The 15,523-nt window shown below is 72.1% G+C and carries 15 protein-coding genes; 14 read left to right on the forward strand and 1 reads right to left on the reverse strand.

All coding sequences use genetic code 11. The features are described 5' to 3' along the window. Entirely contained in the window at nt 1–420 is a 420-nt protein-coding gene (gene nusB / locus ABTZ99_RS13590; protein WP_053721638.1) for a transcription antitermination factor NusB, read from the forward strand. Nucleotides 421–513: 93 nt separating this feature from the next. Here the strand turns inward: nusB and bldD are convergent, their stop codons facing one another. Continuing rightward, nucleotides 514–1,002, reverse strand: a complete 489-nt coding sequence (gene bldD, locus ABTZ99_RS13595; RefSeq protein WP_015103676.1) for a transcriptional regulator BldD — start codon at nt 1,000–1,002, stop codon at nt 514–516. A gap of 258 nt (nt 1,003–1,260) precedes the next feature. Here bldD and pyrR point away from each other — a divergent pair, with 258 nt between their 5' ends. The 13 genes from pyrR to ABTZ99_RS13660 all read left to right on the forward strand — a co-directional run bounded on the left by pyrR (nt 1,261) and on the right by ABTZ99_RS13660 (nt 15,518). Then, nucleotides 1,261–1,833, forward strand: a complete 573-nt coding sequence (gene pyrR, locus ABTZ99_RS13600) for a bifunctional pyr operon transcriptional regulator/uracil phosphoribosyltransferase PyrR (protein ID WP_498779858.1) — start codon at nt 1,261–1,263, stop codon at nt 1,831–1,833. Next, the gene (locus ABTZ99_RS13605; RefSeq protein ID WP_499611259.1) at nt 1,830–2,792 is read left to right on the forward strand and encodes an aspartate carbamoyltransferase catalytic subunit; all 963 of its coding nucleotides are present in this window, start codon (nt 1,830–1,832) and stop codon (nt 2,790–2,792) included. The genes pyrR and ABTZ99_RS13605 overlap by 4 nt, the downstream gene beginning before the upstream one ends. Then, nucleotides 2,789–4,072, forward strand: coding sequence for a dihydroorotase (locus tag ABTZ99_RS13610; protein WP_499611262.1), 1,284 nt, complete (start codon nt 2,789–2,791; stop codon nt 4,070–4,072). Before ABTZ99_RS13605 ends, ABTZ99_RS13610 begins: the two co-directional genes overlap by 4 nt. Then, nucleotides 4,069–4,554, forward strand: coding sequence for a PH-like domain-containing protein (locus tag ABTZ99_RS13615; RefSeq protein WP_230569196.1), 486 nt, complete (start codon nt 4,069–4,071; stop codon nt 4,552–4,554). Before ABTZ99_RS13610 ends, ABTZ99_RS13615 begins: the two co-directional genes overlap by 4 nt. After that, complete coding sequence (gene carA / locus ABTZ99_RS13620) at nt 4,551–5,663, forward strand: glutamine-hydrolyzing carbamoyl-phosphate synthase small subunit (RefSeq protein ID WP_499611265.1); 1,113 nt, start codon at nt 4,551–4,553, stop codon at nt 5,661–5,663. The genes ABTZ99_RS13615 and carA overlap by 4 nt, the downstream gene beginning before the upstream one ends. Nucleotides 5,664–5,665: 2 nt before the next feature. After that, nucleotides 5,666–8,974: a carbamoyl-phosphate synthase large subunit gene (gene carB / locus ABTZ99_RS13625; RefSeq protein WP_498779852.1), complete on the forward strand. Its 3,309-nt coding sequence runs from the start codon at nt 5,666–5,668 to the stop codon at nt 8,972–8,974. Nucleotides 8,975–9,003: 29 nt separating this feature from the next. Beyond that, nucleotides 9,004–9,804, forward strand: coding sequence for an orotidine-5'-phosphate decarboxylase (pyrF, locus tag ABTZ99_RS13630; protein ID WP_499611300.1), 801 nt, complete (start codon nt 9,004–9,006; stop codon nt 9,802–9,804). A 301-nt stretch (nt 9,805–10,105) separates the two neighbouring features. Next, a complete protein-coding gene (mihF, locus tag ABTZ99_RS13635) occupies nt 10,106–10,423 on the forward strand; it encodes an integration host factor, actinobacterial type (RefSeq protein ID WP_077005726.1) in 318 nt (105 codons plus the stop codon). Continuing rightward, entirely contained in the window at nt 10,420–11,019 is a 600-nt protein-coding gene (gmk, locus tag ABTZ99_RS13640; RefSeq protein WP_498779850.1) for a guanylate kinase, read from the forward strand. The genes mihF and gmk overlap by 4 nt, the downstream gene beginning before the upstream one ends. 65 nt (nt 11,020–11,084) lie before the next feature. Continuing rightward, complete coding sequence (gene rpoZ / locus ABTZ99_RS13645; RefSeq protein WP_053721631.1) at nt 11,085–11,363, forward strand: DNA-directed RNA polymerase subunit omega; 279 nt, start codon at nt 11,085–11,087, stop codon at nt 11,361–11,363. After that, the gene (coaBC, locus tag ABTZ99_RS13650) at nt 11,360–12,619 is read left to right on the forward strand and encodes a bifunctional phosphopantothenoylcysteine decarboxylase/phosphopantothenate--cysteine ligase CoaBC (protein ID WP_499611270.1); all 1,260 of its coding nucleotides are present in this window, start codon (nt 11,360–11,362) and stop codon (nt 12,617–12,619) included. Before rpoZ ends, coaBC begins: the two co-directional genes overlap by 4 nt. Nucleotides 12,620–12,658: 39 nt before the next feature. Next, the gene (metK, locus tag ABTZ99_RS13655) at nt 12,659–13,861 is read left to right on the forward strand and encodes a methionine adenosyltransferase (RefSeq protein ID WP_498779847.1); all 1,203 of its coding nucleotides are present in this window, start codon (nt 12,659–12,661) and stop codon (nt 13,859–13,861) included. Nucleotides 13,862–14,042: 181 nt separating this feature from the next. Then, entirely contained in the window at nt 14,043–15,518 is a 1,476-nt protein-coding gene (locus ABTZ99_RS13660; protein WP_499611273.1) for an alkaline phosphatase family protein, read from the forward strand. The last annotated feature ends 5 nt before the right edge of the window (nt 15,519–15,523 follow it).

Here is a 15,523-nt window from a genome sequence, read left to right on the forward strand (position 1 = left end):
ATGGGCGCACGGAGCAAGGCCCGCAAACGCGCGCTGGACGTCCTCTACGAGGCCGACCTGCGGGGCGCCGACCCGGTGACGCTGCTGGCGGACCGGGTCGGTTCGACGGACGTGCCGCCGGTGAACGACTACACGATCGTCCTGGTGGAAGGCGTCACGGCGCACCGCGCGCGCATCGACGACCTGATCTCCGAGCACGCGGAGGGCTGGACGCTGCAGCGCATGCCCGCGGTCGACCGCGCGGTGCTGCGGATCGGGCTCTACGAGCTGCTGTGGGCCGCCGACGTGCCGGACGCGGTCGCGATCGACGAGGCGGTCGAGCTGGCCAAGGGCCTGTCCACGGACGACTCGCCGCGGTTCGTCAACGGCGTGCTCGGCCGGATCGCGGTCATCGCCGACCAGCTCCGGGCCGTGCTCTAGCCACCCGCGGCCCGCGCGGCCGCAGGGCCTGCCGCCGAGCAGGCCGGAAGGGCCACCCGTTGGCGAACCGCCGGGTGGCCCTCTTCCGCGTGCTCAGTCCTCCTTGGCCGGACGAGCCTCGGGAGGCAGCACGCCCCAGTCGATGAGCTGCTCGGTCAGCTCGCCGGGCGTCATGTCGTAGATGATCGCCAGCGACCGCAGGTCCTCGGTCCGGATGGACAGGACCTTGCCGTTGTAGTCGCCGCGCTGGCTCTGGATGGTGGCCGCGTACCGCGCGAGCGGCCCGACCTTCTCCGCCGGCAGCTGTTGCAGCCGTTCCAGGTTGATGACGATCTTCGTGGCGGGTTCCGCACCGGACGGCACCCGACCTTCCGGCAGCAGCTCGGCCACCGGGACGCCGTAGAAGTCGGCCAGCTCGGCGAGCTTCTGCACGGTCACGGCGCGGTCGCCGCGCTCGTACGAGCCGACGACCACGGCCTTCCAGCGACCGCCGGACTTCTGCTCGACGCCGTGCAAAGACAAGCCCTGCTGCTGGCGGATCGCGCGGAGCTTGGCCCCCAGCGCCTTGGCGTAGTCGCCCATGTGGCGGTTCTCCGTTCATTCGCCCCGTCAGCCGGTAGGGGACTGCCGCGGGGAGGCTTAGATCAATACGCAGAGTAATGATTGCTCTCCGTGGTCACCAGGTCAAGCTGATCTCGCTGGGACAGGTGGGCGAGACCACGCACACCACCCGGAAGATTGACCGCGCTCGCCTGATACGGTGGTGGTCAGCCCGGTCGCAGCCGGGTGTCCGACGTCCTTTAAGGACCCGTCCAGCGAGGCGGGGAAGGAGGTCCAACCGTGGCGCCACGTCAACGTGGCGCGACGGACCCGGCCGGGGAGCGAGAGCTCCTGTCGGCCGGCGACGTCGCGCGCACCGTCGCCCGAATGGCCCATCAGATCATCGAGAAGACCGCTCTTGATGCACCCAGCGCACCCGCGGTAGTCCTGTTGGGGATTCCGAGCCGGGGAGCGCCGCTGGCCCGCCGGCTGGCCGTGCGGATCGCCGAGTTCTCGGGTGTCGAGCCGCCCACCGGCACGCTGGACGTGACCCTCTACCGGGACGACCTGCGCCGAGGGCCCACCCGCCCGCTGGAGGCGACCAAGCTGCCCGAGGGCGGCGTCGACGACAAGCTCGTGGTCCTGGTGGACGACGTGCTGTTCTCCGGCCGCACGATCCGCGCCGCGCTCGACGCCCTGCGCGACCACGGCCGCCCGCGCGCCGTGCAGCTGGCCGTGCTGGTCGACCGGGGCCACCGCGAACTGCCGATCCGCGCGGACTACGTGGGCAAGAACGTGCCCACGGCCCGCACCGAGGAGGTCCACGTGCTGCTGGAGGAGTTCGACCAGCGCGACGGGGTGGTGCTGCGGTGAAGCACCTGCTCACCACCGAGGGCATCGACCCGGCCCAGGCGACCGCCATCCTGGACACCGCGGCGAGCCTCAAGCAGGCCCTCGAAGGCCGTGAAGTGCGCAAACTGCCGACGTTGCGCGGTCGCACGGTCATCACGATGTTCTACGAGAACTCCACCCGCACGCGCGTCAGCTTCGAGATCGCGGGCAAGTGGATGAGCGCGGATGTGGTGAACGTCTCATCGTCCGGCTCCAGCGTGAGCAAGGGCGAGTCGCTGCGCGACACCGCGCTGACCCTGGCCGCGGCCGGCGCGGACTGCGTCATCGTGCGGCACCCGGCCTCCGGCGCGGCGCACCGGCTGGCCGGCTGGCTGCGCGAGGCGGGCACGTCCGTGGTCAACGCGGGCGACGGCATGCACGAGCACCCCACCCAGGCCCTGCTCGACGCGGCCACCCTGCGGGAACGGCTCGGCGACCTGCGCGGTCGCCGGATCGCGATCGTCGGCGACGTGCTGCACAGCCGGGTCGCCCGGTCCAACGTGCACCTGCTCACCGCCCTGGGCGCGGACGTGACGCTGGTCGCGCCGCCGACCCTGCTGCCGGTGGGCGTGCAGAGCTGGGGGGTTCCCTCGCCCGCCGGCGACGGAGGCACGCTCACCGTCTCGCACGAGCTGGACGCCGAGCTGCCGAGCCTCGACGCCGTGATGCTGCTGCGGGTGCAGGCCGAGCGGATGCACGGCGGGTTCTTCCCGTCGGCCCGCGAGTACTCCATCGCCTACGGCCTGAGCGAGCGGCGGCTGAAGCTGCTGCCCGAGCACGCCGTCGTGCTGCACCCCGGTCCGATGCTGCGCGGCATGGAGATCGCCTCGGCGGTCGCCGACTCGCCCCGCGCGGCCATCACCGACCAGGTGCGCAACGGCGTGCACGTGCGCATGGCCGTCCTCTACCACCTGCTTGCCCACGAGGAGGAAACCGCGTGAACCCCTTGATCCTCAGGGGAGTAAGGCCTTACGGCGAGGGTGACCCGATCGACGTGCTGGTCCGCGACGGCGTGATCGCCGCGATCGGGTCCGTGGCGGAGGAGGGCGCGGAGGTCGTCGACGGCAACGGCGCGGTCCTGCTGCCCGGCTTCGTCGACCTGCACACCCACCTGCGCGAACCCGGCCGCGAGGACACCGAGACCATCGCCACCGGCTCGGCCGCCGCCGCGCTGGGCGGCTACACGGCCGTGTTCGCCATGGCCAACACGAGCCCGGTCGCGGACAACGAGGTCGTCGTCGCGCACGTCGCCCGGCGCGGCCGCGAGGTCGGCCTGGTCGACGTGCACCCGGTCGGCGCGGTCACCGTCGGCCTGGAGGGCGTGAAGCTCGCCGAGCTGGGCACGATGGCCAAGGCGGGCGTCCGGGTGTTCTCCGACGACGGCCACTGCGTGCACGACCCGCTGATCATGCGACGCGCGCTGGAGTACAGCAAGGCGCTGGACGTGGTCGTCGCGCAGCACGCCGAGGAGCCCCGGCTGACCGTGGGCGCGCAGGCGCACGAGGGCGAGCAGGCGTCCCGGCTGGGGTTGCCGGGCTGGCCCGCCGCCGCCGAGGAGTCGATCGTGGCCCGGGACTGCCTGCTGGCGCTGCACGCGGGCGCCCGGCTGCACGTCTGCCACGTCTCCACCACCGGCACGGCCGACGTGCTCAGGTGGGCCAAGGCCCGGGGCACGGAGGTCTCCGCCGAGGTCACGCCGCACCACCTGCTGCTGACCGACGAGCGGCTGGCGACCTACGACCCGGTGAACAAGGTCAACCCGCCGCTGCGCACGGCGGCCGACGCGAAGGTGCTGCGCGAGGCGCTGGCCGAGGGCGTCATCGACTGCGTGGCCACCGACCACGCGCCGCACGCCGTGCAGGACAAGGACACCGAGTGGTCCGCCGCCCGGCCCGGCATGCTCGGCCTGCAGACCGCGCTGTCGATCGTGGTGGAGACCATGGTCAGGACGGGGCTGCTGGACTGGCGCGGCGTGGCGCGGGTGATGAGCGAGCGGCCCGCCGAGATCGCGCGCCTGCCCGACCAGGGCCGGCCGATCGAGGTCGGCGAGCCCGCCAACCTCACCCTGGTCGACCCGGACGCCACCTGGACCGTGCGCGGTGCCGAGTTCGCCAGCATCGCGGCCAACACGCCGTTCGAGGGCATGGAGCTGCCCGGCGCGGTGGTCGCGACCCTGCTGCGCGGGCGCGTGACGGCCCTCGGCGGAAGGATCACCGCATGACCCGGGTGTTGCTCTCGCTGGCCGTGCTGGCGATCTTCCTGCTCTGCCTGTACGGCATGTGGCGCGGCTGGCGGCGGCGCGCGCGCCGGCAGGCCGAGGTGCTGCCGGAGTTCCCGCAGCCGCCCGCCGAGACCGGCGCGACGATGCTGGAGACGACCGGCGTGTACGTCGGCACCACCATCGGCGACGACTGGCAGGACCGGGTGGCGGTCGGCGACATCGGCCACCGCGCCGAGGCGACCCTCAAGCTCACCGAGAACGGCGTGCTGGTGGAGCGCACCGGCGCGAGCGCGCTGTGGATCCCGGTAGAACGGGTGGATGGGGCCCGAACGGCCCGCGGCCTCGCGGGCAAGGTGATGACGGCGGACGGCCTGCTGGTCGTGCGCTGGCACCTCGGCGACCGGGTGTTCGACACCGGGTTCCGGGGCGATGACAAGGACGTGTACGAGCAGTGGGTGCAAGCGCTGGGAGGCGACTCATGACGAACGCGGCACTGGTGCTGGAAGACGGCCGCGTGTTCCGCGGTGAGGCCTACGGCGCGGTCGGCGCGAGCCTGGGCGAGGTGGTGTTCTCCACCGGCATGACCGGCTACCAGGAGACCCTGACCGACCCGTCCTACCACCGCCAGATCGTGGTGCAGACGGCGCCGCAGATCGGCAACACCGGCTGGAACGACGAGGACGACGAGTCGAGCCGCATCTGGGTCTCCGGCTACGTGGTGCGCGACCCGGCCCGCGTGCCGTCCAACTGGCGGTCCACGCGCAGCCTGGACGACGCGCTGGTCGGCCAGGGCGTCGTCGGCATCTCGGGCATCGACACCCGGATGCTGACCCGCCACCTGCGCGAGCAGGGCGCGATGCGCGCGGGCGTGTTCTCCGGCGACGAGCTCGGCAGCGTCGAGGAGATGCTGGCGCGCGTCCGCAGCGCGCCGCCCATGGTGGGCGCGGACCTCGCGGGCGACGTCACCACGCCCGAGCCGTACGTGGTCGAGGCCGTCGGCGAGCGCCGCTTCACGGTGGCCGCGCTGGACCTGGGCATCAAGTCCAACACGCCCCGGATGATGGCCGCCCGCGGCATCGAGGTGCACGTCCTGCCGCTGACCTCCACCGTGGACGACCTGGTGGCGGTCAAGCCGGACGGCGTGTTCCTGTCCAACGGCCCCGGCGACCCGGCGACCCAGGCCCACGCGGTCGAGCTGACCCGCGGCGTGCTGGACCGGCGGATCCCGCTGTTCGGCATCTGCTTCGGCAACCAGATCCTGGGTCGTGCGCTGGGCCGCGACACCTACAAGATGCGCTACGGCCACCGGGGCATCAACATCCCGGTGATCGACGTGGCGACCGGCAAGGTGGCGATCACCGCGCAGAACCACGGTTTCGCGCTGGAGGGCGAGCCGGGCGAGGAGTTCTCCTCCGACTTCGGTCGCGTGCTGCTGAGCCACTACTGCCCCAACGACGGCACGGTCGAGGGCGTCCGCGCCCTGGAAGTGCCCGCGTTCAGCGTGCAGTACCACCCGGAGGCGGCGGCGGGTCCGCACGACGCCGCCCCGCTGTTCGACGAGTTCGTGACGATGATGAGCGAGGGCCGCTGACCATGCCGAAGAGGACTGATCTCAAGCACGTGCTGGTCATCGGCTCCGGCCCGATCGTCATCGGGCAGGCCTGCGAGTTCGACTACTCCGGCACCCAGGCGTGCCGGGTGCTGCGCGAGGAGGGCCTGCGGGTCTCCCTGGTCAACTCCAACCCGGCGACGATCATGACGGACCCGGAGTTCGCCGACGCCACCTACGTCGAGCCGATCACCCCGGAGTTCGTGGAGAAGGTCATCGCGGCGGAGCGGCCCGACGCCATCCTGGCCACGCTGGGCGGCCAGACCGCGCTGAACACCGCGATCGCGCTGCACGAGCGCGGCGTGCTGGAGAAGTACAACGTCGAGCTGATCGGCGCGGACATCGACGCCATCGAGCGCGGCGAGGACCGGCAGATATTCAAGGACCTGGTCCGCCGGATCGGCGCGGACGTGCCGCGCAGCGCGGTCTGCAAGACCATGGAGGACGTCCGCGCGACCGTGGCCGACCTGGGCCTGCCGGTCGTCATCCGGCCGTCGTTCACCATGGGCGGCCTCGGCTCGGGCATGGCGCACACCCCCGAGGAGCTGGAGCGGCTGGCCGCGAGCGGCCTGGCCGAGTCCCCGGTCACCGAGGTGCTGATCGAGGAGAGCGTGCTCGGCTGGAAGGAGTACGAGCTCGAGCTGATGCGCGACCGCAACGACAACGTGGTCGTCGTCTGCTCCATCGAGAACATCGACCCGATGGGCGTGCACACCGGCGACTCGGTGACCGTGGCGCCCGCGATGACGCTCACCGACCGCGAGTACCAGCACATGCGCGACGTCGGCATCGCGGTCATCCGCGAGGTCGGCGTGGACACCGGCGGCTGCAACATCCAGTTCGCCATCCACCCCGGCAACGGCCGCATGGTCGTCATCGAAATGAACCCGCGGGTGTCCCGCTCGTCGGCCTTGGCGTCGAAAGCGACCGGTTTCCCGATCGCCAAGATCGCCGCGAAACTGGCCATCGGCTACACGCTGGACGAGATCCAGAACGACATCACCGGGGAAACGCCGGCCAGTTTCGAACCGACCCTCGACTACGTCGTGGTGAAGGTGCCGAGGTTCGCCTTCGAGAAGTTCCCGGGCGCCGACAGCACGCTCACCACGACCATGAAGTCGGTCGGCGAGGCCATGTCCATCGGCCGCAGCTTCATCGAGGCGCTCGGCAAGGCGTTGCGCTCCATGGAGACCAAGGCCGCCGGCTTCTGGACGACGCCCGACCCCGCCGACCCGGCCGAGTCGCTGGAGTCCACTCTGGACGCCCTGCGCAAGGGCCACGACGGCCGCCTGTACACGGTGGACCGCGCGCTGCGCCTGGGCGCGACGATCGAGCAGGTGCACGAGGCGTCGCGGATCGACCCGTGGTTCCTGGAGCAGCTGGCCTGGCTGGTCGACCTGCGGGCCGAGATCGAGGCCGCGCCCGTGCTCGACGAGCGCCTGCTGCGCAAGGCCAAGCGGGCGGGCCTGTCGGACCGGCAGGTCGCCGCGCTGCGCCCGGAGCTGGCCGGCGAGGACGGCGTCCGCTCGCTGCGCCACCGGCTGGGGGTGCGGCCGGTGTTCAAGACGGTCGACACGTGCGCCGCCGAGTTCGCCGCCAAGACGCCCTACCACTACTCGGCCTACGAGCTGGACCCCGACGCCGAGACCGAGGTGACCGGGCAGCGCGACAAGCCGAAGGTGCTCATCCTCGGCTCGGGCCCGAACCGGATCGGGCAGGGCATCGAGTTCGACTACTCGTGCGTGCACGCGGCCATGGCGCTGCGCGAGGCCGGGTACGAGACCGTGATGGTCAACTGCAACCCGGAGACGGTCTCCACCGACTACGACACCTCGGACCGGCTGTACTTCGAGCCGCTGACGTTCGAGGACGTGCTGGAGGTGTTCCACTCCGAGCAGCGCTCCGGCACGGTCGTGGGCGTGATCGTGCAGCTCGGCGGCCAGACGCCGCTGGGCCTCGCGCGGCGGCTCGCGGACGCGGGCGTGCCGGTCGTGGGCACCCCGCCGCACGCCATCCACCTCGCCGAGGAGCGCGGCGCGTTCGGCCAGGTCCTCGCCGACGCCGGGCTGCCCGCGCCGAAGTACGGCATGGCCACCTCGTTCGCGCAGGCCAAGGCCATCGCCGACGAGATCGGCTACCCGGTGCTGGTGCGGCCCTCCTACGTGCTCGGCGGTCGCGGCATGGAGATCGTCTACGACGAGGAGACCCTCCAGGGCTACATCCAGCGCGCCACCGAGGTCAGCCCGGAGCACCCGGTGCTGGTCGACCGGTTCCTCGACGACGCCATCGAGATCGACGTGGACGCCCTCTACGACGGCAACGAGGTGTTCATCGGGGGTGTGATGGAACACATCGAGGAGGCCGGCGTGCACTCCGGCGACTCGGCGTGCGCCCTGCCCCCGATCACGCTCGGCGAGTCGGACATCGACGCGGTCCGGCGGTCCACGCTGGCCATCGCCGAGGGCATCGGCGTGCGCGGCCTGCTCAACGTGCAGTACGCGCTGAAGGACGACGTGCTCTACGTCCTGGAGGCCAACCCGCGCGCCTCGCGCACCGTGCCGTTCGTCTCCAAGGCCACGGCGGTGCCGCTGGCCAAGGCCGCGGCCCGGATCATGCTCGGCGCCACGGTGGCCCAGCTGCGCACCGAGGGGATGCTGCCCGCGACCGGCGACGGCGCGAAGCTCCCGCCGCACGCCCCGGTCGCGGTCAAGGAGGCCGTGCTCCCGTTCCACCGGTTCCGCACGCCGGAGGGCAAGGGCGTCGACTCGCTGCTCGGCCCGGAGATGAAGTCGACCGGCGAGGTCATGGGCATCGACGTGTCCTTCGGCATGGCCTACGCCAAGTCCCAGACCGCCTCCTACGGCTCCCTGCCCACGTCGGGCCGGGTGTTCGTGTCGGTGGCCAACCGGGACAAGCGGGCCATGATCTTCCCGGTCAAGAGGCTCGCCGACCTGGGCTTCGAGGTGCTGGCCACCGCCGGGACGGCCGAGGTGCTGCGCCGCAACGGCATCCCCTGCACGATCGTGCGCAAGCACTTCGAGGGCGCCGACAACATCGTCGACGCCATCCTCGCGGGCACCGTCGACATGATCATCAACACCCCGTACGGCAACAACGGGCCCCGCGTGGACGGCTACGAGATCCGCACCGCGGCCGTGGCCAAGGACATCCCGTGCGTGACCACGATCCAGGGCGCGGCGGCGGCCGTGCACGGCATCGAGGCAGCCATCCGCGGGGACATCGGCGTGCGGCCCCTCCAGGCCCTCCAGGCGGCCCTGCGGGGTGACGCGTGAGCGCGGCGGGGCAGCGGTTCGGGGCGCGGATGGCGAAGGCCGTCGCCGAGCACGGCCCCCTGTGCGTGGGCATCGACCCGCACCCCGGCCTGCTGGCGTCCTGGGGCCTCTCCCAGGACGCCGCGGGGCTGGAGCGGTTCGCGCTGACGTGCGTGGAGGCGTTCGGCGGCCACGTGGCCCTGGTGAAGCCGCAGGCGGCCTTCTTCGAGGCGCACGGGTCACGGGGCGTGGCGGTGCTGGAACGCGTCGTGGCGGACCTCAGGGACAGCGGCACGCTGGTGCTGGTGGACGCGAAGCGCGGCGACATCGGCTCCACCATGGCCGCGTACGCCGCGGCCTACCTCACCGAGGGCTCGCCGTTGGCCGGCGACGCGGTCACCGCGTCGCCGTACCTCGGCTTCGGATCGCTCGACCCGGCGCTCGAAGCGGCCGCCGCGAGCGGTCGCGGAATATTCGTGCTCGCGTTGACTTCGAATCCGGAGGGGGCCTCCGTGCAGCGCGCGGTGGGCCCCGACGGGCGTTCCGTGGCGCAGTCGGTCGTGGACTCCGCGGCCCGCGCGAACGCCGGTCTCGAACCGTTCGGCGACGTCGGCCTGGTGGTCGGCGCGACCGTGGGCGAGCACCGGCTGGACCTCTCCGACCTGCACGGATACGTCCTCGCGCCGGGGTTCGGGGCTCAGGGCGCCACGGTCGCGGACCTGCGTGCGCTCTTCGGTGAGGACCTGCGCGGCGTGCTCCCGACGACCTCCCGGGACGTGCTCAGGCACGGCCCTGAGACCGCAAAGTTGCGGTCGGCGGCGGACGCCGTGCGGCGCTCCCTGGAGATGTGATCACGATCAAATCGCGACACGCTTCACGTGGTCCGCTCACCTGCGCAAACGTTCCCTGGTACGGTCCTGGCCACCGACGGGTCCATCACCCATCGAGCGCATACCACACACGGCGTGCGCAAGGCGTTACCGGTGGCGGTGATGGGCTTGTTGGTGGGTGTTGGTACTACTACCACCCGCCGCAACCACTCCAGCGCTGAAAGATTCACCTGACTGGGACCCACGTTGTACCCAGGCAATTGCGCTCGGTACGGTCGCGGCACCGATCCAGAATTGAAATTCCCACACCACGGAGGAAATCGTGGCCCTTCCCCAGCTTACCGAGGAGCAGCGGGCCGCAGCGCTGGAGAAGGCTGCTGCCGCTCGTCGCACTCGGGCTGAGCTCAAGGAGCGCCTCAAGCGTGGCGGCACGAACCTGACCGACGTGCTGAAGGCCGCCGAGAGCGACGAGGTCCTTGGCAAGATGAAGGTGTCCGCGCTGCTCGAGGCGCTTCCGGGCGTCGGCAAGGTGCGTGCGCAGCAGATCATGGAGCGCCTTGAGATCGCTCCGAGTCGGCGGCTGCGCGGCCTGGGTGAGCGGCAGCGCAAGGCGCTGCTCACCGAGTTCAGCGGCGAGTGACTGATGGCACCGGGGTGGGGTCGGGCGCACGCGCCCGGCCCCGCCTCACCGTTCTGTCCGGCCCGTCCGGCGTGGGCAAGTCCAGCGTGCTGGCCGAGCTCCGCCGGATGGGACCGGAGATCCACTTCAGCGTCTCGGTGACCACGCGGAAGCCGAGGCCGGGCGAGGTCGACGGGGTGCACTACCACTTCGTCGGCGGCGCCGAGTTCCGCGAGATGGTGGCCAGGGGCGAGCTCCTGGAGCACGCCGAGTTCGCGGGCAACTGCTACGGCACGCCCAAGGAGCCCGTCGAGCGGGCACTGGCGGCCGGCACGCCGTCCCTGCTGGAGATCGAGCTGCAGGGCGCCCGGCAGGTCCGGGTCGCGATGCCGGAGGCCCAGCTGGTGATGCTGGCCCCGCCGTCGTGGGAGGACCTGGTCGGTCGGCTCACCGGCCGCGGCACCGAGGACCCCGCCGTCGTCGCCCGCCGGCTGGAGATCGCCAGGGAGGAACTGGCGGCCGAACCGGAGTTCGACGAGGTCGTGGTGAACGACGACGTGAAGTCGGCCGCCGCGAGCTTGCTAAACTTGGTGGTCGGCCCGGTGCCCGACGCGTGAGCACGCGCGTCGCGAGGCACGGGACGGCCCGCAGACCCACCCCTGAACCGCAGGAGCGTTGACGAGTGACCACGCACACCGAGCTGGGCCCGCTCTCGGGTACTCCGGAGGGCATCACCAACCCCCCGATCGACGACCTCCTGGAGCAGGTCAGCTCGAAGTACGCGCTGGTGATCTACGCCGCCAAGCGCGCGCGCCAGATCAACGACTACTACGCGCAGCTCGGCGAGGGCCTGCTCGAGTACGTCGGCCCGCTGGTCGAGCCGGGCCCGCGCGAGAAGCCGCTGTCGATCGCGCTCCGGGAGATCCACGCGGGTCTCCTCGAGCACACCGAGGGCGAGTGACCGAGGCCGTCGCCCCCGACCGCCCCAACGTCATCCTGGGGGTGGGCGGGGGCATCGCCGCGTACAAGGCGTGCGAGGTGCTGCGCCGGCTCACCGAGTCCGGTCACGCCGTGCGCGTCGTGCCGACGGACGGCGCGCTGAAGTTCGTCGGCGCGGCCACGTTCGAGGCGCTGTCGGGCCAACCGGTGCAGACCGGGGTGTTCGAGGACGTGCCGTCGGTGCCGCACGTGAAGCTGGGGCAGAACGCCGACCTGGTAGTCGTCGCGCCCGCCACGGCGAACCTGATCGCGAAGGCCGCCCACGGCCTGGCCGACGACCTGCTCACCAACACGCTGCTGACCGCGCGCTGCCCCGTCCTGCTCGTGCCGGCGATGCACACCGAGATGTGGGAGCACCCCGCGACCCGGGCGAACGTGGCGCTGCTGCGCTCGCGCGGCGTGGTCGTCGCCGAACCCGCCAGCGGCAGGCTGACCGGCAAGGACACCGGCAAGGGCCGGCTGCCCGAGCCCGCCGAGATCGTCGACCTGGCCCGGTTGCTGCTGGCGCGCCCCGACGCGCTGCCGCGCGACCTGGAGGGCGTGCACGTCGCCGTGTCGGCGGGCGGCACGCGCGAGCCGCTCGACCCGGTGCGCTTCCTGGGCAACCGCTCGTCCGGCCGGCAGGGCTACGCGCTGGCCAGGGTCGCCGCCCAGCGCGGCGCGCGCGTGACGCTGGTCGCCGCGCACACCGCGGACCTGGTCGCGCCCGCCGGGGTGGACGTCGTGCGGGTCGGCTCGGCGCTGGAGTTGCGTGACGCGATGCACACCGTGGCCGCCACCGCCGACGTCGTGGTGATGGCCGCGGCCGTCGCCGACTTCCGGCCGGTCGAGCTGGTCGAGCACAAGATCAAGAAGACCGATCGCGACCCCGACCCGGTCGCGCTCACCCGCAACCCGGACATCCTGGCCGAGCTGGTCGCCGCGCGGCGACCTGGCCAGGTCGTCGTGGGGTTCGCGGCCGAGACCGGGGACGCCGGCACCGGCGTGCTCGAGTACGGTCGCGCGAAGCTCAAGCGCAAGGGCTGCAACTGGCTCGTCGTCAACGCCGTCGGCGACGGGCGCGCGTTCGAGGTCGAGGACAACGCCGGCTGGCTGCTGTCCGCGGACGGCGCGGAGACCCCGATCCCGCACGGCTCGAAGGCGCGGCTGGCGTCCGCATTGTGGGACGCGGTCGCCCCTGCCGTCGAACGGGACCCTTCGCGCGCGAGCGCTCAGTAAGCTTGAGACCATTCGCAGATCGGACAGTTAGGGAGTGTCGTGAGCCAGCACAGCAGCAGGCTGTTCACCAGTGAGTCGGTGACCGAAGGGCACCCGGACAAGATCTGCGACGCCATCAGCGACTCGATCCTCGACGCGCTGCTGGCGAAGGACCCGCGCTCGCGCGTCGCGGTGGAGACGATGGTCACCACCGGCCAGGTGCACGTGGCGGGCGAGGTCACCACCGAGGCCTACGCCGACATCCCCTCGATCGTGCGGGACAAGATCGTCGAGATCGGCTACGACTCGTCGGCCAAGGGCTTCGACGGCTACTCGTGCGGCGTGAACGTGGCCATCGGCTCGCAGTCGCCGGACATCGCGCAGGGCGTGGACACCGCGTTCGAGAAGCGCGTCGAGGGCACCGAGGACGAGATCGCCAAGCAGGGCGCGGGCGACCAGGGCCTCATGTTCGGCTACGCGTGCACCGACACGCCCGAGCTGATGCCGCTGCCGATCGCGCTGGCGCACCGGCTGTCGCGGCGGCTGACCGCGGTGCGCAAGGACGGCACGGTGCCGTACCTGCGTCCCGACGGCAAGACCCAGGTCACCATCGAGTACGCGGGCGACCAGCCGGTGCGGCTGGACACCGTCGTGGTGTCGACGCAGCACGCGGACGGCATCGACCTGGAGAAGCTGCTCGGCGTCGACATCCGCCGGCACGTCGTGGCCCCCGAGGTCGACGCGCTCGGCCTGGACACCTCGGACGTCCGGCTGCTGGTCAACCCGACCGGCCGCTTCGTCATCGGCGGCCCGATGGGTGACGCCGGCCTGACCGGTCGCAAGATCATCGTCGACACCTACGGCGGCATGGCCCGCCACGGCGGCGGCGCGTTCTCCGGCAAGGACCCGTCGAAGGTGGACCGGTCCGCGGCGTACGCGATGCGCTGGGTGGCGAAGAACGCGGTGGCCGCCGGGCTGGCCACGCGCATCGAGGTGCAGGTGGCGTACGCCATCGGCAAGGCGGCCCCGGTGGGTCTGTTCGTGGAGACCTTCGGCACCGAGACCGTCGACCCGACCAAGATCCAGCAGGCGATCGGCGAGGTCTTCGACCTGCGCCCGGCCGCGATCATCCGCGACCTGGACCTGCTGCGCCCGATCTACGCCCCGACCGCCGCTTACGGCCACTTCGGCCGCACCGACGTCGACCTGCCGTGGGAGAGCACGGACCGCGCCGACGCCCTCCGCGCCGCCGCGGGCGCCTGACGCCCGACCGGCGTTGGGGCGCCTGACGCCCGAGCGACGCTGCGCAGGGGTCCCCGCCCAAGGGGACCCCTGCTTTATTTTGCAGGCGCGGTCCGACGGTTCCGCGTCGATGTCCGCCGCGGGTTGCGCGGGTGTGGTCCGGAGGACCTCTTGAGTTCACCGGCGCGCGTTAGACACGGTCATGCCCGACACGCGTCGCACGCCGCACACCGCCGTGACGGGTTCCCTGCTGCCGTCGTCAGTGCACGAGGCGTTGGCACGGGAGCCCCGGTCGGGTGGGTTGTCCGCCATCGAGCACGTCGTGCTGCTCGTGCGCGAGCGCCGGTCGTTCGACCACTGCTACGGCACGTTGCGCGGGGTGCGCGGCTTCGCCGACCCCGACGCGATCGACGACGCCCGCAGCGCCACCGCCCACGACCGACGTGACCTGCCGTTCGACTACGAGCTGGCGGACACGTTCACCGTCTGCGACGCCTACCACGGCACGCCCCACGCCGAGGCCGAGTGGGCGGGGTACGCCGAACGGCTCCAGGACGCCGGCACGTCGTGGCGCGTCTACCGGGAGTCGGCCGAACGCCAGGACCAGTTCGCCACCCGGTTCGCGAGGATCGCGCGCGAGGCACTGTGCGACGGGGAGCTGACGGCGTCGTTCCGGGCCGACGTGGTGGCGGGCCGGCTGCCCCGGGTGTCGTTCCTCATGGCGTGCGAGCGCCCCGACGCGTCACTCACCTACGAGGTGCTCGACGCGTTGGCGTCCACGCCGGACGTGTGGGACTCCACCGCGTTGTTCGTCACCCACGTCGAGGCCGACGGGCACTTCGACCACGTGCCGCCGCCCTGCCCGCCGCACGGCGTGGCGGACGCGCCCGGGCTGGGGCCGCGCGTGCCGATGGTCGTCGTGTCGCCGTGGACGGTCGGCGGGTACGTGGACTCGCAGGTGTTCGACCACTCGTCCACGATCCGGTTCCTGGAACGGTGGCTCGGCGTGGCGGCGTCGGGGATCGACGCGTGGCGGCGGACCGCGTGCGGCGACCTGACCTCGGCGTTCGACTTCACCCGGCGGGCGCGCCGGCCGGTGGTGGTGGAGCACGGCCCGCCCGTTGACCGGCAGGAACCGGGCGTGCGGCCAGCCCGCCCGCTGCCCTACCAGCCGGACGTGTCGGGTGCGGCGGTCGGCGGCGAGGTGCGGCTGGAACTGCGGAACTCGGGCGACGAGAGCGTGCACCTGGCGCTGCACCCGCACGCGGGCGAGTTCGAGGGCCCGGTCCACTTCGACGTGCGGTCCTCGGTGGACGTCGTGGTGCCGTTCGAGGGCCGGTACCGGTTCACCGTGGTCGGGCCGAACGGGTTCCGGCGCGAGTTCGCGGGCGCGCGGGGCGAGTCGGTGGCGCTGGCCACGTCGGCGCACAGCCGCATGGTGTCGATCACGCTGGCGAACTTCGGCCCGTCGGACGTGACGTTCGCCGTGGTGGGCGACGGGCGGGACTTCAAGGTGGCGGTGCGGCCGGGCAGGCGGCGGCTGGTGCCGTGGCTGACCGCGTTCCGGCACGGCTGGTACGACGTGACGATCACCTCCGACGGCGGGTTCCGCCGCAGGCTGGCGGGGCACCTGGAGAACGGGCGGGAGAGCGTGTCGCCCGCGATCACCCGGTCGTGATCTTG

Source organism: Actinosynnema sp. NPDC002837 (genome assembly GCF_040295345.1).
GTDB lineage: Bacteria > Actinomycetota > Actinomycetes > Mycobacteriales > Pseudonocardiaceae > Actinosynnema.

Coding starts and splice junctions, on each gene's coding strand:
- nusB (WP_053721638.1), top strand. CDS start 1: ATGGGCGCACGGAGCAAGGCCCGCAAACGCGCGCTGGACGTCCTCTAC.
- bldD (WP_015103676.1), bottom strand. CDS start 1,002: ATGGGCGACTACGCCAAGGCGCTGGGGGCCAAGCTCCGCGCGATCCGC.
- ABTZ99_RS13615 (WP_230569196.1), top strand. CDS start 4,069: ATGACCCGGGTGTTGCTCTCGCTGGCCGTGCTGGCGATCTTCCTGCTC.
- carA (WP_499611265.1), top strand. CDS start 4,551: ATGACGAACGCGGCACTGGTGCTGGAAGACGGCCGCGTGTTCCGCGGT.
- carB (WP_498779852.1), top strand. CDS start 5,666: ATGCCGAAGAGGACTGATCTCAAGCACGTGCTGGTCATCGGCTCCGGC.
- pyrF (WP_499611300.1), top strand. CDS start 9,004: ATGGCGAAGGCCGTCGCCGAGCACGGCCCCCTGTGCGTGGGCATCGAC.
- ABTZ99_RS13660 (WP_499611273.1), top strand. CDS start 14,043: ATGCCCGACACGCGTCGCACGCCGCACACCGCCGTGACGGGTTCCCTG.